Source organism: Thauera mechernichensis (assembly GCF_029588855.1).
GTDB classification, from domain to species: Bacteria; Pseudomonadota; Gammaproteobacteria; order Burkholderiales; family Rhodocyclaceae; genus Thauera; species Thauera mechernichensis.
Genome location: NZ_JARQZE010000019.1, coordinates 29,186 through 51,821, shown reverse-complemented (window position 1 = coordinate 51,821; position 22,636 = coordinate 29,186). Strand labels below are relative to the sequence as shown.

General features: G+C 68.2%; 22 protein-coding genes. 12 read left to right on the top strand and 10 right to left on the bottom strand.

The annotated features are described in order from the left end of the window. Positions 1-27: 27 nt before the first annotated feature. Together P7F68_RS17475 and P7F68_RS17470 are read left to right on the top strand one after the other, a co-directional pair. Positions 28-408 (top strand): DUF779 domain-containing protein, encoded by a 381-nt coding sequence (locus tag P7F68_RS17475; protein WP_002945135.1) that lies wholly within the window; start codon positions 28-30, stop codon positions 406-408. Positions 409-582: 174 nt separating this feature from the next. Next, positions 583-2,583, top strand: coding sequence for a sigma-54-dependent Fis family transcriptional regulator (locus P7F68_RS17470; protein WP_277835048.1), 2,001 nt, complete (start codon positions 583-585; stop codon positions 2,581-2,583). A 33-nt stretch (positions 2,584-2,616) separates the two neighbouring features. Here the strand turns inward: P7F68_RS17470 and P7F68_RS17465 are convergent, their stop codons facing one another. The 6 genes from P7F68_RS17465 to P7F68_RS17440 form a co-directional block, all read right to left on the bottom strand. Continuing rightward, complete coding sequence (locus P7F68_RS17465) at positions 2,617-5,355, bottom strand: DUF6498-containing protein (RefSeq protein WP_277835047.1); 2,739 nt, start codon at positions 5,353-5,355, stop codon at positions 2,617-2,619. A 13-nt stretch (positions 5,356-5,368) separates the two neighbouring features. Further along, complete coding sequence (locus P7F68_RS17460) at positions 5,369-5,977, bottom strand: LemA family protein (RefSeq protein WP_004248585.1); 609 nt, start codon at positions 5,975-5,977, stop codon at positions 5,369-5,371. 208 nt (positions 5,978-6,185) lie between these two features. Next, entirely contained in the window at positions 6,186-8,372 is a 2,187-nt protein-coding gene (locus tag P7F68_RS17455) for a TonB-dependent receptor family protein (protein WP_277835045.1), read from the bottom strand. 154 nt (positions 8,373-8,526) lie between these two features. After that, a complete protein-coding gene (gene pip, locus P7F68_RS17450; RefSeq protein WP_277835043.1) occupies positions 8,527-9,516 on the bottom strand; it encodes a prolyl aminopeptidase in 990 nt (329 codons plus the stop codon). Positions 9,517-9,596: 80 nt separating this feature from the next. Continuing rightward, positions 9,597-9,899, bottom strand: a complete 303-nt coding sequence (locus tag P7F68_RS17445) for a P-II family nitrogen regulator (protein ID WP_004248595.1) — start codon at positions 9,897-9,899, stop codon at positions 9,597-9,599. Between the two features lie 126 nt (positions 9,900-10,025). Then, a complete protein-coding gene (locus P7F68_RS17440; protein ID WP_277835040.1) occupies positions 10,026-10,583 on the bottom strand; it encodes a hypothetical protein in 558 nt (185 codons plus the stop codon). Between the two features lie 151 nt (positions 10,584-10,734). Between P7F68_RS17440 and nhaR the strand changes: the two genes are divergently transcribed. The 6 genes from nhaR (at position 10,735) to pqqE (ending at position 15,200) form a co-directional block, all read left to right on the top strand. After that, entirely contained in the window at positions 10,735-11,634 is a 900-nt protein-coding gene (gene nhaR / locus P7F68_RS17435; RefSeq protein WP_277835038.1) for a transcriptional activator NhaR, read from the top strand. Between the two features lie 216 nt (positions 11,635-11,850). Further along, positions 11,851-11,925 (top strand): pyrroloquinoline quinone precursor peptide PqqA, encoded by a 75-nt coding sequence (gene pqqA / locus P7F68_RS17430; RefSeq protein ID WP_002927495.1) that lies wholly within the window; start codon positions 11,851-11,853, stop codon positions 11,923-11,925. A gap of 122 nt (positions 11,926-12,047) precedes the next feature. Beyond that, the gene (gene pqqB, locus P7F68_RS17425) at positions 12,048-12,962 is read left to right on the top strand and encodes a pyrroloquinoline quinone biosynthesis protein PqqB (protein WP_277835036.1); all 915 of its coding nucleotides are present in this window, start codon (positions 12,048-12,050) and stop codon (positions 12,960-12,962) included. After that, positions 12,959-13,762 carry a pyrroloquinoline-quinone synthase PqqC gene (gene pqqC / locus P7F68_RS17420; RefSeq protein ID WP_004248599.1) on the top strand — a complete coding sequence of 268 codons (804 nt, stop codon included), beginning with the start codon at positions 12,959-12,961 and terminating at the stop codon, positions 13,760-13,762. Before pqqB ends, pqqC begins: the two co-directional genes overlap by 4 nt. Next, positions 13,755-14,036, top strand: a complete 282-nt coding sequence (gene pqqD, locus P7F68_RS17415) for a pyrroloquinoline quinone biosynthesis peptide chaperone PqqD (RefSeq protein WP_277835035.1) — start codon at positions 13,755-13,757, stop codon at positions 14,034-14,036. The genes pqqC and pqqD overlap by 8 nt, the downstream gene beginning before the upstream one ends. Before the next feature lie 9 nt (positions 14,037-14,045). Next, positions 14,046-15,200, top strand: coding sequence for a pyrroloquinoline quinone biosynthesis protein PqqE (gene pqqE / locus P7F68_RS17410; RefSeq protein WP_277835033.1), 1,155 nt, complete (start codon positions 14,046-14,048; stop codon positions 15,198-15,200). Positions 15,201-15,333: 133 nt separating this feature from the next. On the opposite strand, the gene P7F68_RS17405 is transcribed toward pqqE, so the two are convergent. From P7F68_RS17405 to P7F68_RS17390, 4 genes are all read right to left on the bottom strand, one after another. Beyond that, positions 15,334-15,753, bottom strand: a complete 420-nt coding sequence (locus P7F68_RS17405) for a DUF4395 family protein (protein ID WP_002927484.1) — start codon at positions 15,751-15,753, stop codon at positions 15,334-15,336. A gap of 360 nt (positions 15,754-16,113) precedes the next feature. Next, positions 16,114-16,764 (bottom strand): response regulator, encoded by a 651-nt coding sequence (locus tag P7F68_RS17400; protein WP_002944294.1) that lies wholly within the window; start codon positions 16,762-16,764, stop codon positions 16,114-16,116. Further along, positions 16,761-18,128: a sensor histidine kinase gene (locus P7F68_RS17395; RefSeq protein ID WP_277835030.1), complete on the bottom strand. Its 1,368-nt coding sequence runs from the start codon at positions 18,126-18,128 to the stop codon at positions 16,761-16,763. Before P7F68_RS17395 ends, P7F68_RS17400 begins: the two co-directional genes overlap by 4 nt. Then, the gene (locus tag P7F68_RS17390) at positions 18,125-18,817 is read right to left on the bottom strand and encodes a sigma-54-dependent transcriptional regulator family protein (RefSeq protein WP_277835028.1); all 693 of its coding nucleotides are present in this window, start codon (positions 18,815-18,817) and stop codon (positions 18,125-18,127) included. The genes P7F68_RS17395 and P7F68_RS17390 overlap by 4 nt, the downstream gene beginning before the upstream one ends. 332 nt (positions 18,818-19,149) lie before the next feature. Between P7F68_RS17390 and P7F68_RS17385 the strand changes: the two genes are divergently transcribed. The 4 genes from P7F68_RS17385 to P7F68_RS17370 are packed head-to-tail and all read left to right on the top strand — an operon-like array spanning position 19,150 to position 22,554. Beyond that, on the top strand, positions 19,150-20,151 hold the full coding sequence (locus P7F68_RS17385) for an ABC transporter substrate-binding protein (protein ID WP_002944298.1): 1,002 nt from the start codon (positions 19,150-19,152) through the stop codon (positions 20,149-20,151). After that, complete coding sequence (locus P7F68_RS17380; RefSeq protein WP_386042069.1) at positions 20,148-21,008, top strand: ABC transporter permease; 861 nt, start codon at positions 20,148-20,150, stop codon at positions 21,006-21,008. The genes P7F68_RS17385 and P7F68_RS17380 overlap by 4 nt, the downstream gene beginning before the upstream one ends. A gap of 3 nt (positions 21,009-21,011) precedes the next feature. Then, positions 21,012-21,806 carry an ABC transporter ATP-binding protein gene (locus P7F68_RS17375; RefSeq protein ID WP_277835026.1) on the top strand — a complete coding sequence of 265 codons (795 nt, stop codon included), beginning with the start codon at positions 21,012-21,014 and terminating at the stop codon, positions 21,804-21,806. After that, on the top strand, positions 21,799-22,554 hold the full coding sequence (locus P7F68_RS17370; protein WP_277835066.1) for an ABC transporter ATP-binding protein: 756 nt from the start codon (positions 21,799-21,801) through the stop codon (positions 22,552-22,554). Before P7F68_RS17375 ends, P7F68_RS17370 begins: the two co-directional genes overlap by 8 nt. The last annotated feature ends 82 nt before the right edge of the window (positions 22,555-22,636 follow it).

Here is a 22,636-nt window from a genome sequence, read left to right as displayed (position 1 = left end):
GTTTTTTTCATGCCGGAGGCACACGACATGGTCGAACGCGTCATTGCCACCCCTGCGACGCTCGAGTTGATCGAGCGGCTCAAGGCCGAGTATGGCCAGGAACTGATGTTCCACCAGTCCGGCGGTTGCTGCGACAACAGCGCTGCCAACTGCTATTTGCCCACGGACCTCACCATCGGGCCCTACGATGTCCATCTGGGGGACATCGGCGGTGTGCCCTTCTACATCAGCGCCTCGCAATACGAATACTGGAAGCACACGCAGTTGATCATCGACGTGGTCGACGGCCATGGCGGCACGTTTTCACTCGAGGGCAACACTGGCAAGGCTTTCCATACCCGATCGAGACTGTTTACCGACGAGGAGTTTGCCGAAGTCCAGGCCGAGGACCGCAGGCTAGGGCGCTAGTAGCAGCCCGTCGTACGGGCAGTGAGCCGCCTACAGGTATTTTTCTTGCTTTAGTCCTTCTCTGAAGCGGGGTGCGCCAAGGTGGCACAATCCGGCTCGAATGATCATCGTCGGGGTCCGCAAGCGCGTCTGCTACAGGCGCCGTGGACACCCGGCGACAGGGGAGACGAAAAGATGGGTCAGATGCATGTGCGTGCGGCACAAGGGAGCGAACTCGAGTCCTTGCGGCGGCGTTACCTGGAGCGTGGCGATCTGCCCGAGGGCGGGCTTTCGGCCTCGGTATTGCGTTCCTGGGAACGCTGCCAGCGCCTGGGGCTGGAGATCGGCGAGCGCGGCCGGCCAGCCAATACCACGCGCGCCGACCTGATGCTTGCCCGCGAGCGCAATGCGACGCTGCTCAATCATGCCGGTGGCGTCATGGAGCACCTCTACGAGCAGATCCGCGCCTCGGGCAGTATGGTGCTGCTTGCCGACGCCAGCGGGCTGATCCTGCACGGTATCGGCGACCCGTCCTTCGTCGACCGCGCCAGCCGTGTGGCCCTGCAGCCGGGCGCGAGCTGGAGTGAATGCCAACGCGGCACCAACGCCATCGGCGCCACCCTGATCGAGCGCGCACCGGTGGAGATCTTCGGTGCCGAGCACTACCTCGAGTGCAACGGCGTACTTACCTGCAGTGCGGCGCCCATCTTCGACTCCAAGGGCGTCTTGCTGGGGGCGCTCGACATCTCCGGCGACCACCGCAAGCCTCAGCCACATACCTTGGGTCTGGCTCGCATGGGGGTTAGGCTGGTCGAACGCCGCATGTTCGAGAGCGAACATGCACGTCATGCCCTTTTTGCCTTCCACAACCGTCCCGAGGGCGTGGGTGGGCTGCAGGAGGGCTTGCTCGCCGTGGATGCGGATGGCGAGATCGTGGCGGCAGATCGGCAGGCGCGCATGCTGCTCGGGATAGAGGATCGCCGTATCGGACGTCTGGGGGCTTTCGGCAACCTGTTCCGTAGCGGCTTCGGCACTGTCATCAGCCGTGCGGGTCGCGACCCGGCTGCGCTGATGGAGCTCGAGTTGCGTGATGGAGCGCGCATGTTCGCGCGGGTTCGGGTCAGTCCCGCCTGGAGCGCGAACGCCCATGCCGCGTCGAGCGGTCGCGCCCGCGTCGCGCAGGGCCAGGATCCATCGCGTTCGGCGCGTCAGCGCATCACGCTCGAGACCCTGGCCACGGGCGATGCGGGGCTTCAATTCACCCTCGACCGTTGCGCCAAGGTGATCGGGCGCAAGATCCCGGTGTTGATCCAGGGCGAGTCGGGTTCGGGCAAGGAGTTGCTTGCCCGTGCCTGTCACAACAGCGGGCCGCGTGCGGACGGCCCCTTCGTCGCGGTGAACTGCGCGGCGATTCCCGAGCACCTGATCGAATCCGAACTCTTCGGCTATGTCGGCGGCGCCTTTACCGGCGCGCGCAAGGAGGGCGCCATCGGCCGTATCCAGCAGGCCGATGGCGGCACGCTCTTCCTTGACGAGATCGGCGACATGCCGCTGGCCATGCAGGCCCGGTTGCTGCGTGTGCTGCAGGAGCGCTGCGTGCAGCCGGTGGGCGGCAGCGAACCGGTGGCGGTCGACATCGCACTACTGTGCGCAACGCACCGCAACCTGGGTGATCTGGTCAGAGCGGGGCAGTTCCGCGAGGATCTGTACTACCGCGTCAATGGCCTGACCGCAATGCTGCCGCCGCTGCGTGAGCGCACCGACCTGCACCAGATCGTGCGCCGCCTGATCGATGGCAGCAGCAATCACCCCGAACCGCGCGCCATTACGGTCGACCCTTCAGCCATGCGTCTGCTCGAAGCGTATGCCTGGCCAGGCAACATCCGTCAGCTGCAGAACGTACTCGAGGTCGCGCTCGCGTTGCTCGATGCCCATGAGGAGCGCATTCTGCCCGAGCACCTGCCCGAGGAGGTACAGGGTGCATCGCCGGTCACGCGTGTTGCAGCCGCAGCCCCCGCAAGCGCGTCGGCGATGTCCCCGGCCACTTTGCCGCTGCGCGGCCGCCGCCCCAAGGACATCGACGACGCCATGATCCGCGAAGCGCTCGAGCGTTTCGAGGGCAACCTGTCGGCTGCGGCGCGTCACCTCGGGGTTGCGCGCAATACCTTGTACCGGCGCATGGGCTGCGATTATTGACGCGCTCCGATTGGGCTCCCTGCTTCGCGAGGCTCAATCGGATGACGTGTCGTCGGCCGTGTCCGGCCGCCCGAGCGCAGCTGTCAGCCTTGCCCGGTGAGCTGCACGATGCAGGCGAATGTCGAGCGCGATCTTGCCGGCGACGAGTATCAGCAGGACCGGTGCGATCGAGCCGCCACCCGACAGGATCACCACGAACATGCCGGCGATCATCGCTACATGCAGTACCACGATGCGCTTGTAGGGATCCCACATGATCTCCGCGAGCTTGCGGCCTGCGTCCTCATTGCGCACGAAGTGGTGGGTGACGAGCGAGAAGCCGTGGCTGATGAAGAAGCCGATCGTCGCCACCACCATGCCCATCTGCTCATGCGCGATCCACTGCAGGATCCCGAACAGGTGCTGGAAGACCACGAAGGGGCCGGGCCACTCCACCGGGCCGACGTAGGGTTCGATCACGTCGCCCGGCATTCCGGCCATGGTGGCGATGCCCATCAGCACCATGCCGTGCCCGGCGCAGAAAAAGCCGTAGTGGAAGATGAAGAACAGGCCTGGCTCGAAGAAGGCGCGCACGCCACCCGCCCGCACCATGCGTACCAGCGTGTAGACGCCGAGCACCAGGTTCTCCAGCCAGTAAACGAGCAATAGGGTCTGCGCCTCCCAGCCGAGGAAGAGCACGCCGAACACTGGCACCAGGTTGGCCGCCACCAGGGCCTGGATGGGCGCGCGATCGGCCCGGGACAGCACGTCAGCCGGTGCGGCCTTGGCATCCAGCGCGAGAGCAGGCAGTGCGGTGGAAGTTGGCTGGGCGGCAGCATCCGCAGCGCATGCCCCTGCGCTGGTGATCGGCCGGGGGCAGTCGAACGCACCGCAGACAACGGCGAGCAGTTCTGCTTCGCCCGGGGTGATGTGGGCGTCGTGGCGTGCGCTGGCGTCGAGCGCCTCCACCAGCCGGCGGCGATAGCCCGGCGCCGTATCGGCCAGGGCATCGAGCGCCTGGTCGAGCGCATCCATGCGGATCTGCGCGATCGGCAGCGGCCCGGTCAGGCCGTCCGCGGGAGCGAGGGCCGCGCCGCGGGCAAAGGCTGCGCGTGCGGCCTCGGGTTCGCGCTGTCCGGCATGGGCGAGCACCGACAGCAGCAGGGTGCAGTGTGCCCCGAGCGCCTGCGGTGACACCCGCAGCGGCTGCGGCGTGCGTGGCAGCAGGGCGTCGCGCAGCAGGCGCAGCATCAGGAACGCGGACAGGCTGCCGCTGCCGCCGGCGCCCACCACGGCATTGGCCTGGCCGAGCAGGCTTTCGCGCGCGCTGCGCGGGAGTTCGCGCAGGCTGCCGAGGGCGAGCTCCATCAGCGCCAGACGCTGGCCTGCTGGCGGCAGCGATCCGGTGGCGTCGGCTGCCGCGGTGGCGCGTGTCGGTTCGCTGTGGCTCGCCAACGCGGCGATCTGCAGGGCGCGGCGCTGCGGGTCGCGGGAGAGCAGCAGGGCGAGCGCGACTGCGGCTGCGCCGTCCGGGCTGGCGACGCTGTGGCGCAACGCGCCGGGCAGGGCGTCGAGCGTGTGCTGTGCAGCCTCCAGGGCTGCTGCCGGTGGTGACGCGAAGGCGAGCGGGACGAGCTCGAGTGTTGCCCTTGGGATCGCGCTCATCGCCGGGGCAGGGGGGGCGGACGGCAAGGCGATCGACGCGCTGGCCGGCGCCGCGGGCTCGACCAGGCCGGCAGGTGCGAGGGTATCCATCTCCCTGGCGGCCGTCGCGGGTGTCGTCGCAGCGACTGCGTCGGCAAGGTCCGGGGCCGCCACGCGGCCGCCGCTAAGACGCCGGATGCGCTCGGCCAGCGGCGGGTGGGTGGCGAGCAGGCCGCCCGCGCTGCGCAGGGCGCTGGCGCTGCTGCGGCCGTCGAACAGCATGTGGCTCACCGCCTCGCCCTGGCCGTGCGCCAGGCCGCTGGCCTGCTGCGCCACCTTGTGCAGGGCGCCCAGCAGGCCTTGCGGGTTGCGTGTGAATTGCACCGCCGAGGCATCGGCCAGGAATTCACGCTGGCGAGACACTGCGGCACGCACCAGGCGGCCGGCAAGCCCGGTGAGATAGCCGGCCACCACCAGCACCAGGCCGAGCACGACGAGGCCATTCTTGTCCTTGCCCGAGCTGCGTCCGCCGCCGCTGCGCAGTAGCACGCGCCCGGCACCGGCGAGCATGAAGAGCCCGTGCAGTACCCCCACGAGGCGCATGTTGAGTCGCATGTCGCCATTGAGGATGTGGCTGAACTCGTGGGCGATCACGCCCTGAAGCTCGTCGCGGGTGAGGCGGTCGAGTGCGCCGCGTGTGACCGCCACCACTGCCGCGCGCGGATGGTCGCCGGCGGCAAAGGCGTTGATCGCGGTCTCGTCCTCCAGCACATACACCGGTGGCGCCGGAACGCCGGCAGCAATCGCCATCTCGTCGGCGAGGTTGATCAGCCGGCGCTCGGCCGCATCCGTGGTATTGCGTGCCACCAGCCGCCCACCCAGCGTGCGTGCCACCGCCTCGCCGCCGCCAGCGGCCAGCGCGGCGACCTTCCAGGCCGAGCCCCCGCCGATGACGCCCCCTACCGCCAGCGCGACGATCAGGAACAGGCCGGGCTGCCACAGGGCGATCTCCTCGCCGTACTCGCCTGCGGTCATCGGCAGCAGCGCGAGATAGACCAGCACGATGCACGCGGCCAGCGCGCAGCCGAAGCCGAGCAGCAGCCAGCGCCCGGCGCGGCGTGCGCGGTCCTGTTCGGCGAAGAAGTCCATCGCCCCGCCGGGCTCAGCGGTTGCCGAAGCTTACCCGCGGCGCCTGGCGCGCCTCGGCGTTCTCCAGCTGCCAGAGTTCGGCGGCCGTGAAGTTGAAGCTGTTGGCAACGATGCTGTCGGGGAACTGCTCGCGTCGCGTGTTGTAGGTCATGACCGCATCGTTGTAGGCCTGGCGGGCGAAGGCGATGCGGTTCTCGGTGCTGGCCAGCTCTTCCTGCAGCTGCGCCATGTTCTGGTTGGCCTTGAGGTCGGGATAAGCCTCGGCGAGGGCAAAGAAGCGGGTGAGCATCCCGCCCAGTGCGGCTTCGGCGCTCGCCAGCTCGCCGACCGCGCCGGCACCCAGTGCGCCCGCGTCAGCGCCCGAGGTGCCCGCTGCGCGCTGTGCGGCGGAGTGGGCGCGGTTGCGCGCCGCGATCACCGCCTCCAGCGTCTCGCGCTCGTGCGCCATGTAGCCCTTGGCGGTCTCGACCAGGTTGGGGATCAGGTCGTAGCGCCGCTGCAGCTGCACGTCGATCTGCGAGAAGGCGTTCCTGACCCGGTTGCGCAGCGCCACCAGGCCGTTGTAGATGACGATGCCGTAGCCGATGACGCCGGCCACCAGCGCGAGGATGATCCATTCCATGAGCTTGCCCTCCTTGAGCCGGTATCCTGCCAGAATTCCGGCCGTGACTGCGTGCGGGTGCTCATGCTCCCAAGGCACATCGCCTTCAACCCCTCGCGGCTGGCGCCGCTCCTACGGGAAGCCGTCACGCACGTCGCCCGCTGTAGGAGCGGCACCAGCCGCGAGCTCTTGAAGGTGGTGGCGCAGGGACCCCGCCACACCGCTGAAATCAGAAGCGGTAGCTTGCGCTCGCCCCCGCGTACCAGCTGCGCTCGGGGCCGGGCTCGTAGTAGCGGCCGTTGCTGTCGCCGACGATGACCGAGCCGACGTGCTTGCGGTCGAACACGTTGTCGATGCGGAGCAGCTGGCCAAACGTCCATGGGCCCTGTTGCTGTTCCGCCGAGAGCCGCAGGTTGAACAAGGTGTAGCTGGGTGCCGCTCTGTCGATGTTGCGGTCATGCACTTCGAGTTTGTCGCGGTAAATCAGTTCGCCCGCGAGCGTGACCGCTTCGATCGGTTTCCAGGCGAGCTCGGCATAGGCGCTGAGCTTGGGAATGCCCGGCAGGCGGTTTCCGGCCGGGATCGTGACGTCGGCCATCCCGATCCGGGTGGTGAAGGCCTCGTCGTACTCGGCTTTCAGATAGGTGAATGAGGCGCGTGCCGTCAAGTTGTGCGCGAGTTCGGACTCGAGCGCCATCTCCAGGCCCTGGCGCAAGGTCTTGCCGGCATTCTTGAAGGTCGTACGCCCGCCGCTCGAGCCCGCAACGACGATCTCATCTTCGGTCTCGATCCTGAACACGGCGGCATTGACGCGCGTCGAGTCGCCGACGAAGGTCTTGATGCCCAGTTCGGCTTGCCGGCTGGTGGAGGGCTTCAGGCCGAGGTTGAAGGAACCGTCAGCCGGTGAGTAGGAGAGCTCGTTGAGCGTCGGCGTCTCGAAGCCCAGGCCGGCGCTGGCATAGACGTTCGTGACCGGGCTCAGTGCATAGACCACGCCAAGGGCCGGCGTGGTCTCGCTGTAGCGCGCGCTGCCGCTGTCGTCGCCGTTGATGCCCACGATGTAGCGGTCGTCGACCTTGAACGCCACCCGCGAGTGGCGGACGCCCGCCGACCACTGCCAGGGGCCCTGCTTCCACAGGGCCTGGATATAGGGGTCCGTGCTGGTGATGGTGTCGATTTCCTTGCGGCGCAGATTGCCCTTGACGCCGAGCGTGGTGCCGATGAAGTTCTCGTAACCGCGGCGGTCGTCCTCCGAGCGGTCGTAGTCGAGGCCGACGGTGAGGGTCAGTTCGCCGTCGCCGAGGCTGCGCTGGGCGATCCAGCGTGCGCCGAGACCGTAGAAGTCGCGGTCGAAATCGACCACGCCGCCGGCGTGGCGGGCGCGTTCGGGATTGTCTGCCGTTGGAATCTGCACAATCCGCGGAATCGACTGATACTGCGTGACGCTGCGCCGCCCGGTGTAGGCCGAAAGCTGCAGCCTGTCCTCGCCGAAGCGGCGTTCGTAGGTTGCGCCACCCTGCAGGTGGTGGATGCTCTTGCGCGTGTTGTACTGCTTGGCCACGTCTTCGACCGCACGCGGATTGCGCTGGTAGCTTGCCCACGTCACCCCCAGCGGGTCCTGGGTGTCGGGCTGGCGCAGGCCGTTCGCCACCAGCGTCAGCGTGCTGTCCTCGTCCGGGCGGAAGCTGAGCTTGGCAAAGCCCTGGTCGCGCCGGGTCTTGCTGTGGTCGCGGTAGCCATCGGTGTCGAAGCGCGAGGCATCGACGATGAAGCCGACGCCGGACTGCTCGCCCTCCAGGCCGACGCCGATCTTGGTCGTGCCCCAGCTGCCGCCGAGCACGCTGGCGCGCATGCGCGGTGCGCCTTCGCCGGTGCGCGAGAAGAGCTGGATGACACCGCCCGCGTGGTTGCCGTACACGGTGGAGAAGGGGCCGCGCATCACTTCGATGCGTTCGGCGGTGTCGAGGTTGAAGGTGGCGGCCTGGCCCTGGCCGTCCGGGTTGCTGGCGGGGATGCCGTCGGCGATCAGCTTGACGCCGCGCACGCCGAAAGCGGCGCGGGCACCGAAGCCGCGCACCGATATCTGCAGGTCCTGGGCGTAGTTCTGACGATTCTGGATGACCAGGCCGGGTACGCCGGCCAGTGCCTCCGAGGCATTCACGCCGAGGTTGCCCGCCTGGTTGGCGCGCATGTCGACCGCATCGACCGAGAAGGGCAGATCGAAACTGTTGGTCTCGACCCGGCTACCGGTGACCACGACCGGATTGAGCGTGACGGCGCTCTGATCGGCCGTTGCTGCGTCTTGCGCGCCGGCTACGCAGGCGAAGCCCGCCAAGGCGCCCGGAATGCCGAGGCGAAGCAGGCGGGCGATGGGTCGGGGGGCAGGGGCGCTCACGGCGCGGGGTGTGGCGGTCACGGTCGGAGTCCTTTGCGGGTCTTGGCTTGACCCCGATTCTCGCCGATGGCCGGCAGCGCCCGCCTCATGGCAAGCCCGAGCGCCACCTACAGAAAATCATTAGCCGCTCGCTCCACACGTGCCCGGTGTGCAGCGTAAAAGTGGCGGCATCGCCTCAGTCCGCGCGCCAGTGGCTGAAGTCGCCATGGACGGCAAAGTGCTCGAGGGCCCCGATCAGTGCCGCCGCCATTGCCGGCTCGAACGGGCTGTGGCCAGCGCCGTCGACCAGGCGCAGGCGGCTGCCCGGCAGGGCACGGTGCAGGCGCAGCGCGTTGCGCGCGCGGCACACCAGATCGAGCCGGCCATGGATCAGCGCAGAGGGCATGGCGGTGATGCGGCGAGCGGCCTCGAGCACGCCGTCCTCGTCGAGGAAGCAGCGGTGGGCGAGGTAGTGTGCCTGCACGCGGTATTTGTCGATCAGTGCCCTGATGGCGGCATCGTCGCGCGCGGGTGGCGCGGGGGGCGCTTGCCCCGGCGCGATCACGGCGTTCTCCCATGCCGCCCAGGCCAGCGCCGCACGGGCAGCGGCCTGCGTGTCGGGGCCGCCCAGCGCCGCACACAGAGCGGCGAGGGCGCGCCCTTCGGCCGCCTCGGGCAGGGCTGCGCACAGCGCTGACCAGGCCTCGGCGCAGATTGCACCCACGCCTTCCGCGCCGAAGAACCAGTCGAGGTCGGCCTGCCCGCAGAGAAAGCTGCCGCGCAGGATGGCGCCCAGGCAGGCTTGCGGATGCGCGCTGCAGTAGGCCAGGGCGAGTGCGGCTCCCCACGAGCCGCCAAAGACCAGCCAGCGCTCGATCCCAAGGTGCAAGCGCAGGCGCTCGATGTCCTCGACCAGCTCGCGGGTCGTGTTGGCATGGCAGTCGCCGCGCGGTGTGCTGCGCCCGCAGCCGCGCTGGTCGAAGAGCACGACATGGAAGCGCGCAGGGTCGAAGAGCTGGCGCTGGCGAGGGCTGCAGCCGCTCCCTGGTCCGCCGTGCAGGAACAGTACGGGCAGGCCTTCGGCATGGCCGCAGCGTTCGAAGTACAGGCGATGACCGTCGCCGACGTCGAGCACGCCTTGGGCAAGGGGCGGCAAGGGCGCGAAGAGCGGGGTGTCTGGCGGCAAGGCTGCTCGGTGTGATCGGTATGGCTGGGCGCGCGCGCAGGACGTCACAGCGGCCGCTGCGATCACCCTGCCGGAGCCGGTCAGAACTTCTCCGGCCGCATTACCGTCACGTCTGCCATGAAGAGGATCATGGCGTAGTTGTCGTAGTAGTGGGCCTGCAGGTGGGCAGCAATGGTATCGGCGGTCGCTTCGTCGCACACCACTTCGATGCGGATGTTGCTGCTCGTGTCCCAGGCCGAGGTGCGTGCCCCTCTGGCGCCCTTGCCGCGGGCATCGCTGACCGTATAGCCATGGGCGCCGAGACGCTCCAGGTCCTTGACGAGCAGGTTTTCGAGGGCGGCCTCGGTGACGATGGTCAGCAGCTTGCGCACGTGGCGGTTCATCGGTTCGGTCTCGAGTCTGGAAAGGGCTCCGCGGTCAGGGCAGGGGCAAGGCCCGCAACCCTGGGTGGGATACTACCGCGAGGCCGGCGGCGGGAACAGGGTGGGATCGGTGCGGACGCCAGTTCGTCAGGCCGCGTGGCGTGCCCGGATGTCGGTTCGTCCGTGCCAGGGTGAGAGGTCGGGGCGTCGAGGTGCCAGCGTCAGATCGCCATGCAGGCGCCTCAGGTGCTCCATTTCCTGCTGCACCTCGGTGGGCTGAGCATCGGCGCCGAATATCGGGACGAAGCGCCCGCTCGTGCCGCGATGCTCATCGTGCCCGAATGCTTCCAGCACGCATGCAAGCAGATCAGCGCGCGATGGCCCGTCTGTCCTCTGGTCCAGATGGAAAAGCATCCAGACGCCATCGACGCTGATCGCCTCGACCATGCGCAGGTCGGGACCGCCAGCGGGCTGCACCTTGCTCATCCGCATGTCAGGTATGCCCGCGTGCCCCTGCGAGTCGATCCACAGGCCGAGCAGGGCATCGTGCATGCGGACCGAGGGCTTGCGGCTGCCGAGGACCGACAGCAAGCCGGTCAGCTCGTGGCGCAGGCATTCCAGCTCCTCCGGTGCGCTCAGCAGCGCGGCGTCACTTCTTCGATGAGTCGAAGCTGCTACGGCGCTTTCGTGTACAGCACAGTCCATTGACGTACGCCCTCCTGTCGTTGCTCTCGGCCCTGGATGACCCTGGGATGGGTCGTCGCCTTCCTGCCGGAGAATTCTGACAAGCTCAATCAATCAGATAAAGTCGATTAATATTTATGAACGCGCAGATTTTTACGAATCCTTTACGCTCATGAACCTCAAACACCTCCGCTATTTCTGGACCGTCGCCCATACCGGCAGCGTCGCTAGCGCAGCGAAGCGCCTGCATCTGACGCCGCAGACGGTCAGCGCCCAGATCAACCTGTTCGAAGAGGAGGTGGGGGTGCCTCTGCTGCGCCCGGCGGGCCGCGGGCTCGAACTGACCGAAGCGGGGCGGATCGCCCTCTCGTTTGCCGACGAGATGTTCGCCCTGGGCGATGAAATGCTCTCGTCGCTGCGCGCGCACTCTTGCCGCGCGCTGCCCGCCTTCAGGGTCGGCGTCTCTGTGGTCGTGCCCAAGTCGCTCACCCGTCAGCTGCTGGCCTCGCTGAAGGCGCTCTCCGAGCCGGTCCGGCTGATCTGTCGCGAAGGGCAGATCGACTGGCTGCTTGGCGAACTGGCGCTGCATCGCCTGGATATGGTGCTGGCTGACCGTCCCATGCCGGCGGGGCTTTCGGTCCGCTGCCATAGCCACAAACTGGGCGAGAGCGCCGTGTCCTTCCTAGCCGCTCCGGCCCTGGCGGATCGCTGCGGAGCCTTCCCGGGTTGCCTGCACGGGGCTCCGCTCCTGCTCCCGGGGCCGAATGCGGCGGTTCGCAGCGAGATCGAGCGCTGGCTGGGCGAAGCACGCCTGTCGCCGCAGGTGGTCGGGGAGTTTGACGACAGTGCGCTGATGAAGGCCTTTGCCCAGGCGGGAGAAGGCTTCTTCCCGGCACCTGCGATCCTCTCGGAAGAGATCGGCGCCCGCTATGGCGTCAGGGAGGTGGGGCGGGTGGAGCAGGTGCGCGAAGCGTTCTGGCTGATCAGCACCGAACGCCACGTCAAGCAACCCGCAGTACGTGCCGTCCTCGAGGCTGCACGCACGGCACTGTTCGTGCCACCCGCTACGTAGGCAGACGGAGCAACGAAATGCCCCCGGGGCCTGAACCGCCCGCAGCGCGAGGGACTCGAGGCGAGGGGGGCTCAAGATTTTCATGAGGCCAGCTTCCGCACTTTCGTGATGCGAATTATTCCTCGTCCAGCCAATCTTACCCACACGGCCGGCTGACCGGTCGGCGGTGCCGACAAGCGGTGCCGATCCCACCCAGAGACGAGACAGGAGACGACCATGAAATGGGAAACCCCCGCAGCCAGCGACATGCGCTTCGGCTTTGAAATCACCATGTACATCGCCAACCGCTAAGGCGTGATCCGGGGCGGCACGGTGCGTGTCCCAGCGCCGTGTCGCCCTTTTTGCGTGCGCGCCCTGTGCGTGCATGGCCCGCACGGGTCGACCCGGCCAGCGCGTGGGCCCGAGGAGAACCGATGAAGATCCGCGTGCTCGGTTCCGCCGCCGGTGGCGGCTTCCCGCAGTGGAATTGCAACTGTCCCAATTGCGACGGCCTGCGCAAGGGCCGCATCCGCGCCCAGGCCCGCACCCAGTCGTCGATCGCCGTCAGTGGCGACGACGAGAACTGGGTGCTGTTCAACGCATCCCCCGACGTGCTGCAGCAGATCCGCAGCTTTCCCGCGCTGCAACCGGCGCGTGCGCTGCGCGACACCGGCATCGCCGCGATCGTGTTGATCGACGCCCAGATCGACCACACCACCGGCCTCTACATGCTGCGCGAGCACCGCAAGCCATGGCCGGTGTGGTGCACCGCCTGCGTACGCGAGGACCTGTCGGTGGGCAACCCGGTGTTCGGCGTGCTCGGCCATTACAGCGGCATCGCCTGGCGCGAGCTGCCGCTGCAGACGCGCTTCGCCATCGACGGCGCGCCCGGGCTCGGCTTCGAGGCCCTGGCGCTGACCAGCAACGCGCCACCGTACTCGCCGCACCGCGACTGCCCGCAGGCGGGCGACAACATCGGCGTCACCCTGGTCGATGCGGCGAGCGGCAAGCGGCTGTTCTACGCCCCCGGCCTGGGCGAGATGGAGCCCCACGTGTGGGCCGCCATGCAGGCTGCCGATTGCGTGCTGGTCGACGGCACGCTGTGGACCGACGACGAGATGATCCGCCTTGGCGCCTCGCAGAAGACCTCGCGCGCCATGGGCCACCTGCCGCAATCCGGCCCCGGCGGCATGCTCGAGTGGCTGGACAGGCTGCCGGCGACTACGCGCAAGGTGCTGATCCACATCAACAACACCAACCCGATCCTCGACGAGGACAGCCGCGAGCGCGCCGAACTGGCTGCGCACGGCATCGAGGTCGCCTTCGACGGCATGGAGGTCGCGCTGTGAGCTACATCGAACAATCGAGCATCGAACATACCGCGGCGCTGATCACCAGTACCGGCGATCAGCCGCCATGGTCTCCCGAAGAGTTCGAGGCCCTGCTGCGCGAGAAGGGCACGAGCTACCACATCTACCATCCCTTCCACGTCATGATGGCCGAGGGCAAGCTTACCCGCGAACAGCTCCAGGGCTGGGTGGCCAATCGCTTCTACTACCAGATCTCGATCCCGGTGAAGGACGCTGCCATCCTGTCCAACTGCCCCGACCGCGCGATCCGCCGTGAATGGATCCAGCGCATCCTCGATCACGACGGCTTCGAGATCGGCGACGTCAAGGACCCCGGTGGCATCGAGGCCTGGGTCCGGCTCGGCGAGGCCACCGGCCTCAGCCGCGACGACGTCACCTCGCTGCGCTTCGTCGCGCCGGCAACCCGCTTCGCGGTCGACGCCTACATCAACTTCGCCCGCCAGCGCCCATGGCAGGAAGCGGTGGCCTCCAGCCTCACCGAGCTCTTCGCGCCGCACATCCACCAGCAGCGCCTGGACACCTGGCCCACGCACTACCCCTGGGTGGACACCGCCGGCCTGCAGTACTTCCGCAACCGCCTCACCCAGGCGCGGCGCGACGTCGAGCACGGCCTGCGCTTCACGCTCGACTACTTCAGCCAGAGCCGGGCGATGCAGCAGCGCGCGCTCGACATCCTGCAGTTCAAGCTCGACGTGCTGTGGGCGATGGCCGACGCGATCATGCTGAGTCAGTGCAAGGTGGCGATCGTGGGTCCGCGCAAGGGGGCGCGCGATGAGTGACACCTCGGCGATCGGCGCGACCGCCACGCCGCGCGTCTCCAAGCGCTTCCGCCTGCAGTGGGAAGAGGCGCAGCAGGCCTGGGTGCTGCTCTACCCGGAAGGCATGGTCAAGCTCAACCAGAGCGCGGGCGAGATCCTGCGCCGCTGCGACGGCGTGCGCAGCGTGGCCGAGGTGGTCGCCGACCTGCAGCAGGCTTTCGCCACCGCCGGGCTCGAAGCCGACGTCGTTGCCTTTCTCGAGCTGGCGCGCAAGCAGCAGTGGATCGACGTGTGAGGTGAGGCCATGAATGCGCCCGAAGTCGTTAAACACCAGCCCGGCCCGCCGCTGTGGCTGCTGGCCGAACTGACCTACCGCTGTCCGCTGCACTGCGTGTTCTGCTACAACCCGGTCGATTTCGCCCATGCGCCGGACGAACTGTGCACCGACGACTGGCTGCGCGTACTGCGCGAGGCACGCGCAGCGGGCAGTGTGCAGTGCGGCTTCTCCGGCGGCGAGCCGCTGCTGCGCGACGACCTCGAGGTGCTGGTCGCGGAGGCGCACAAGCTCGGCTTCTATACCAACCTGCTCACTTCGGGCGTCGGCCTCACGGATGCGCGCGCGCGGGCGCTCAAGGACGCCGGCCTCGACCACATCCAGCTCTCGTTCCAGGACTCGACAAGGGAGCTCAACGACTTCCTGTCGCACACCCGCACCTTCGATCTCAAGCAGAAGGTGGCCGCCACCATCAAGGACCACGGCTGGCCGATGGTGATGAACTGCGTGATCCACCGCCTCAACATCGACTACATCGACCGCATCATCGACATGGCGGTCGAGCTCGGCGCCGAGTACCTGGAGCTCGCCAACAGCCAGTACTACTCGTGGGCGATGCTCAACCGCGACCAGCTGCTGCCCTCGCGCGAACAGATCGAGCGCGCCGAGCGCGTCACCAACGAGCGCCGACAGCGCTACGGCGAGCGCATCCGCATCTTCTTCGTCGTGCCCGACTATCACGAGACGCGGCCCAAGAAGTGCATGAACGGCTGGGGCAACGTCTTCCTCACCATCACCCCCGACGGCACCGCCTTGCCTTGCCACACAGCGCGCATGCTGCCCGGTCTCGCCTTCCCCAATGTGCGCGACCTGGACGTGCGCAGCATCTGGTTCGACTCCGAGGGCTTCAACCGCTATCGGGGCAAGGGCTGGATGAAGGAGCCCTGTCGCAGCTGCCCGGAGCAGGAGAAGGATCTCGGTGGCTGCCGCTGCCAGGCCTTCATGCTCACCGGCGACCCCGCCGCAGCCGACCCGGTGTGCGACAAGTCGCCCGCGCACCACAAGGTGGTGGAGGCCGTGGTGCGCGCCGAGCGCGGCGAGGTTGCAGTGGTGGCGAAGCCGCTGGTGTTCCGCGGGCCTGAGGAGTCGCGGCGGCGCCTTGCCGGGCTGGCCGGGATGAAGTGAGCGCCGTCCAGCCCAGCCCCTGGCGCGGATGCCGGCCTAGCGCCCTGTCTTGCGGTGTTGGCCGGCAGAAGCAGAAAGCCCGGCACGTTGGCCGGGCTTTGCTTCATGCAGTGTGCGATGCCGCTGGAGCGGATCAGGTGCCGCGCACCTTGTACCACATGGCGTAGGCCCAGCACGCGGCGCAGAAGCCGCTGACGAGATCGATGAAGGCGAACACCATCAGTACGGCGGCCGGGATCAGGCCGATCTCAGAGCCCATCAGCCAGGTGACGAACATGATCGTGCCGGCGATCGCCACCAGCTTGTCGGCGAACATCTTGGCCCCGGCGTTGATCGGCTTGGCCATGCCCAGCTTGCGGGTGAGGGCTGAGAAAGCGAGATAGGACGGGCACTTGTGGGGTGACACGAAGCCGCGCAGTGCACCGCCCAGTGCGAGGATGATCGCTACCCACTGGTAGGGCGTGAAGAAATAGATGGCGCTCACCGCCAGGGTGACAGCGGCCTGGAAGCGATAGGCGTTGGAGCAGACGGGGGCGATGTCGAAGCGCAGCATGACAGGTCCTCGAGTGGAAGTTGGGTTGTCATGAAGTATATCAGTGAATTCTGATTTATCAAGGCATCGCCGCGGTGGGCTCTGCCGTAGGAGCGGCGCCAGCCGCGCGCTTTTCATCGCACCCGCCCGACGCCCATCGCCTTCAACCCCTCGCGGCTCGCGCCGCTCCTACGGCGGGAACAAACGCTGCGGCGCTCTTCTGTAGGAGCGGCGCCAGCCGCGAGCCTTTCATCGTACCCACCCGACGCCCATCGCCTTCAACCCCTCGCGGCTCGCGCCGCTCCTACGGCGGGAACAAACGCTGCCGCGCTCTCCTGTAGGAGCGGCGCCAGCCGCGAGCTTTGCCTGGTTCGAGACCGGTCAGACTTCGATAAGGCCGCTGCGGATTGCCACCAGGGCAAGCTCGGCGGCGTTGGAGACGTTGAGCTTCTGCTTGATGTGATACAGGTGCGTCCCCACCGTGCTGGGGCTGAGATTGTGGCTGTCTGCGATCTCGGCCACCGTGCGGCCCTGGGCGAGCTGCAGGAAGACGGCGAACTCCTTTTCGGTGAGCGCGGTGACCGGATCCTGACCACCGGAGAACTGCGCGAGCGCGAGCGCAGGGGCGATGTCGGGGTCGATGTAGCGTTGGCCGCGGGCCACGGTGGCGACTGCGCGCAGCAATTCCTGGGGCTGGGCACGCTTGGACAGGTAGCCGGTGGCACCTGCACGCAGGGCGCGCGCGGGAATCTGGGCGTCGTCGTGTGCGGACAGGATCAGCACGCGTGCATCGGGGTGGTGGGCGAGCAGGCGCTCGAGCGCGCCCAGACCGCCGATGCCGGGCATCGAGACGTCCATCATCAGCATTGCAGGCTTCAGTTCGGAGAAGGCGGTCACCGCCTTCTCGCCGCTGTCGGCTTCGCCGACCACCTCGGCGCCCGCGCCTTCGAGCAGCAGGCGAAAACCCATGCGCACGGCGGCGTGGTCGTCGGCCAGCAGGATGCGGAGGCCCTGGAGGGTGTGCACGGTCATCCTTGTTCGGTGTGGAGGGGGTGCGGCAGGCGGGCCCGCACGCACAGGCCGCCTTGCGGCGGGCGGCAGAGCTCGAGCCTGCCGTGCAGCTCGGCAACGCGTTCGCGCATGCCCATCAGCCCGTAGCGGCCCGGGCCCGGATTCTCGCCGAGGCCGCACCCGTTGTCGATGATCTCGATCTCGATGTCGCCGTCGCGCAGTCCCAACCGCACCTCGACGCGGCTGGCGCGGGCGTGGCGCACCACGTTGGTCAGGCTCTCTTGCACCATGCGCAGGATGGTGAGGCCGACGGCGTCGGACACCGCCTGTGCCAGGGGTTCGATGGTGCATTGGATCTCGATGTCGCCATGATGCCTGGCCCACAGTTCGCAGTAGCTGCGGATCGCTTCCTCCACGTGCAGGCCATCGTCGCCGGTGCTGGTGCGCAGGCGCTGCAGGATGGTATGCACGCCTTCCTGCATCTGTCCGGTCATGGCGAGGATGGCCTGTGCGCTGCCGTTGAGCCCGGGCTGGTCGGTGCTGCGCTGGATGATGGCGCCGGCGATGGCGCGCACTGCGGTGATGCCCTGGCCGAGCTCGTCGTGCAGTTCGCGCGCGATCAGGCGCCGTTCCTGCTCAAGTCGCAGTTGCACCGCATGGGCGAGGGCCTGGTCGTGCTCGAGGCGGGCGTTCTCGGCCAGGCTCTGGTCGAGGCTGTCGGCGAGCCTGTTGTAGCTGCGCGCGAGCAGGGCGAGCTCACGCGTAGGGTATTCGGGCAGGCGCAGGTCGAAGCGGCCCTGTGCGCTGCGTTCGAGTGCCGAGTGGATCTCGGCGACCGGTGAGAGCGCGCGATTGATCGCGAACCGGGTGGCGAGCCAGATCAGCATCAGCAGGGCGACGGCCCAGCCGAGCGCGGCCGTGAGCTTGTCCCAGGCGTCGAGCACGGCGCGTGAGGTGTCCGGCGTGAGCACGATGGTGAGCTCGCCCGCAGGCAGGTTGCGCGGCGCCACGGTGGGTTCGACCCAGCGTGTGAAGCCGTCGGGGGCGAAGCGACCGGCCTTGTACGGTGAGTCGGGGGACAGGTAGAGGCGCCCGCCAAGGCTGTCGAAGACTTCGAGGCGGTTGGCGCGGATACGGCCGACCGCTTCGAGGTGGTGCATCAGGCGCTCGCGGGCTTGCGGGCCGTCGGCCAGGGTTTCGGGAATCAGCACGTTGAGCCATTGCTCGGCGACGCGGGTGGCGGCCTCCACCTCCTCGTGGATGGCATTGCGCGTCTCGCGCATCCAGACCACGGCGGTGACCGCCATCATTACCGCGATGAGGGCGGTGAGCACGAGGCTGATATGCGCCTTGAGGCTGGGCGCGTGGTGGAGGCGGTCGGTCATGGGTGGGCTCCCCGGCGCAGGCTTGCACGGGCGGAATACTGCATGCCGCGGCGGTCGCGCAGCGTGAAGGGCTGGCGCAGGCCGAGTGCGGCGTAGCCGACGATGCCTCGCCAGTGGGTGGTGAAGCAGGCGGGCGCATCGGTGGCGCCGTCTTCGGTGCATGAGGCCAGCAGTTCAAGAGCGACCCGATTGGCGGCGAGCACGCAGCCTTCGGCGTCGAACAGCGTCAGCGCCTCGAGCGGCGTGCCGAGCACCGCGGGGTAGCGATGAAAGCGCAGCAGCAGAAAGCCTTCCGGTTCGGACTCGATCAGGCGGTGCTCGATGATGCGAGCCGCCGTCTGCACCAGGGCGTTGGCATGCGTGAGCCAACCGAGTTGCGAAATATCGACATCGATGAAGCCGAGCAGGCCGCCGGCGGGCGGCAGGATGGGGGCGGCGATGCCGATGCCCTGGGGCGCGATGGTGTCCGCCGCGCGCGGGCGTGTGCCGATGGCGCGCAGCACGGTGCCTGCGCTGTCGGTCAGGATGACGGTGACCGAGGGGCTGTCGAGCTGGCGGTGGAGGTCTTCCATGGCGGGGGCCGACAGTGTCACCAGGCGTGCATGGCGCTCCGGCTGCAGCGTGCTGGGCGGATGTGTGGACGGCGTGAGCGCGTCGGGAGAGGGGCGCGAGTCGTGCTGTTGCTTCATGTTGCGCGTGGCCGGCAGTCCTGCGATTCGGGTGTCCGGGCGGACATGCAGGATCCATGCCGGCTGGATGCATGCCCGGTCGCGGCGCCTTGTGCGGCGCAATAGCCGCAGTCGGGGGGGCTGGCGTTCGTGGGGTGCTGCTGCGGGATTGAACAATTGATGTTCCCATTTGGAACAGGTTCGCCCGCGCGACACTGCGCACCGTCGGGCAGATCGCCGGACGGCGTCCCGCATGTGCCGCGTTTTGGCTTCGTGGCACGGAATCTGCAGGTGTCGGAAAAACAATGCGTCTGTGCCCCAAGGCAAAGGCGCGGACATGGAGACACGGGTTCATGCGAGGGTTCTGGAGCAAGCTGGCGTGTGCGCTGATGCTGGGCGGTGCGATGGTGGCGGGGGCCGTGGCGGCCGAGCGCCAGGTGGTGCGCGTCGGTATCCTGCAGTTCGGCACCGTGAGCTGGGAGCTCGACGTCATGCAGCGCGAAGGCTTTGCCGAGCGCGAGGGGGTCGAGATCCGCATCGTTCCGCTGGCGCTCAAGGATGCGGCCAACGTGGCGATCCAGGGCGGTGAAGTCGATGTCATCGCCAACGACTGGATCTGGGTTTCGCGCATGCGCAGCGAGGGGCGCGACTATGTGTTCTCGCCCTATTCGCAGGCCGTGGGTGGCGTCAGCGTGCGCCCGGATGCGGGTATCGCGAGCTTTGCCGACCTCAAGGGCAAGCGCCTGGGCATTGCCGGCGGGGCGCTCGACAAGAGCTGGCTGCTGCTGCGCGCCTATGCGCGCAGGACGGTTGGCGAGGACGCAGCCACCTTCGTGCGCCCGCAGTTTGCCGCGCCGCCCCTGCTCAACGAACTCGTCATGCGCGGCGAGCTGCCCGCGGCGATGAACTTCTGGCACTTCAGTGCTCGCCTGTCTGCAGCCGGCATGGCCGAGCTCATCACCATGCCGCAGATCCTTGCAGGGCTGGGCATCGAGGACGCGTTGCCGCTGGTGGGCTGGGTGTTCAGCGAGCGCTGGGCACGTGCCAATCCGGGCGCCATCGAGGGCTTTCTGCGTGCCTCGGCTGCGGCCAAGGACCTGATGCTTGCCTCGGATGCGGCCTGGGAGGCGCTGCGGCCGCTGATGCGAGCCGAGAACGAGGACACCTTCATCGCCCTGCGCGAAGGCTTTCGGGCCGGGATCCCGCGTGCCGACGGCGAGGATGGCGAACGCGAGGCCGAGCGTGTCGCAGCCCGCGTATTCGCCATCCTCGCCGCAGAAGGCGGTCCGGCACTGGTCGGCAGGTCCGACGCGCTTGCGCCGGGCACCTTCTGGCGACGGGGAGGGGCGCAGTGACGGGGCGGCCTCAGGTACGCGCTCAGGCAAGCACTCAGGCAAGCATCGATCCGCCACGCTTCATGCCGTCCAACGCACGCAACCAGGCCCAGACCACGAGCGTGTCGCCGGCCAGCCGCCGCGACCGCTGGCTCCGCCTTGCTTCCCTGCTCGTATTCGTGCTGGTCTGGCAGATCGGCGCGCTGATCGCCGACAACCACACGCTGCCCACGCCGGCTGCAGTGTTGGCGCGCATCTGGGACGAAGTCGCGTCGATGGCGCTCCCTGGTCATCTTGCCGTCACCCTCGGCCGGGTGGTGGTCGCCTTCACGGCGGCGATGCTCATCGGCGCCCTGGTGGGCATGGCAATGGGGCGGTGGCGGCAGTGTGACGCCTTCTTCGACGCCTGGCTGGTGCTCGGCCTCAACATCCCGGCGCTGGTCACCATCATCCTGTGCTACGTGTGGTTCGGCCTCAACGACTGGGCCGCCATCCTGGCTGTGGCGATCAACAAGATCCCGACCGTCATCGTCACCGTGCGCGAGGGCGCGCGGGCGGTGGACCCCAAACTGCTCGACGTCGCGCGCGCCTACCGTCTGTCGCGCCGGACGACCTTCCTGCGTGTGTACCTGCCCCAGCTCGTGCCCTACCTGATGGCGGCGGCGCGCTCCGGACTGTCGCTGATCTGGAAGATCGTGCTCGTGGTGGAGTTGCTCGGCCGCAGCGACGGCGTGGGCTTCCAGCTCAATGTCTTCTTCCAGTTCTTCGACATCACCGGCATCCTTGCCTACACCCTGGCCTTCGCCGCGGTGGTGCTGACGGTCGAAGCCTGGATGCTGCGCCCGCTCGAGCGCAGGCTGACCCGTTGGAGGGGCTGAGCGATGCTTGAGATCCAGATCGACCACAAGCGCTACCCGGACCGTGGCGGGCGTCCGCACCTTGCCCTGTCCGGGTTGCGGCTGTCCGTGCGCCAGGGCGAGTTCGTCTGCGTGGTGGGGCCGTCGGGTTGCGGCAAGAGCACCCTGCTCAACATCGTCGGCGGGCTCGATCGCGACATGAGCGGGCGAGTCGATCTCGACGGCGCGTTTCCCGAGGACATCGGCTTCATGTTCCAGGAGCCACGGCTGATGCCCTGGCTGAGCGTGCTCGACAACGTGCTGCTCGTCGCCCGCGCGGCCGACCCGCGTGCGGCTGCTGTGGTACGCGAGCGTGCCGTTGCCTTGCTGCGGGCGATGGAACTGGGTGACGTGCTCGACGCCTATCCCGGCAGGCTCTCCGGCGGCATGATGCGGCGCGTCGCGCTGGCGCGGGCGTTCGTCAATGAACCGCAACTGCTGCTGATGGACGAGCCCTTTGTGTCGCTCGACACCCCGACCGCCAATCGACTGCGGGAGATGCTGGTCGAGCAGTGGCAACGCTGCGGTGCCAGCGTGCTGTTCGTGACCCACGACTTGCGCGAGGCGCTGGCGCTGGCCGATCGCGTGTGTTTCCTGTCGTCTGCGCCAGCCCGCGTCGTGCTCGAGCATGAGGTCGAATTGCCGCGCCCGCGCCAGCCGGGCTGCGCAGAGGTCGGGCGGCTGCAGGAAGCGCTGCTGGCCCGTCACCCCGACCTGCTCGGCGGCTTGCCGCTGGCCGGGCATGCACGGGCAAACTGCGAGGGGGATGGACATGCCTGATTCGGCGCGTGAAGTGTTGCTGTCCGTACGTGGCGTGCGCAAGTCCTACGGCGCGCGGCCGGCGCTGAAGGGCGTCGACCTGCAGGTCTGCGCCGGTGAGTTCGTGGCCTTGCTCGGCCCCAACGGCGCCGGCAAGAGCACGCTGTTCCAGCTGCTCACCGGCCTGTTCAATGCCGACGCCGGCCAGGTACAGGTGTGCGGCCACGACATGCGGGTCGCGCCGGTGAGCGCGCTCGGGCGCATCGGCGTGGTGTTCCAGCAGATGACGCTGGACATGGATCTGAGTGTCGAGGCCAACCTCGTCTTCCATGCCCGCCTGCACGGGCTCGGCCCGCGGCTGGCGGCGGCGCGCATCGACGACGCGCTGGCCCGCCTGGGCCTGGGTGAGCGCCGCGGCGACCGTGTGCGCGAGCTCTCGGGCGGCAACCGGCGCAAGGTGGAACTGGCGCGCGCGCTGATCCACCGCCCCTCGGTGCTGCTCATGGACGAGGCCACGGTGGGCCTGGATCCGGCCTCGCGCCGCCACCTGCTCGACGAGGTGCTGGGTTTGCGGGCCACCGGCGTGGGCGTGCTGTGGGCTTCGCACCTGGTGGATGAGGCCGAGGCCGCCGATCGCGTGCTTGTGCTGCACCGTGGCGAGCTGCTCGCCGAGGGCGCGCCGGCTGCGCTGGTACAGGCCTCTGGCAGAGCCAGCCTGGCCGAAGCCTTCCTGGACATGACCGGCGCGGGAGCCGCAGCGCCGGCTTGATGTTTTCGTGCGGGGATCAGCCCCGTTTTTTTGCAGCAGCCGGGCCAGGAACGGTCCGGTCACCATCTACCAATGAGGAGAC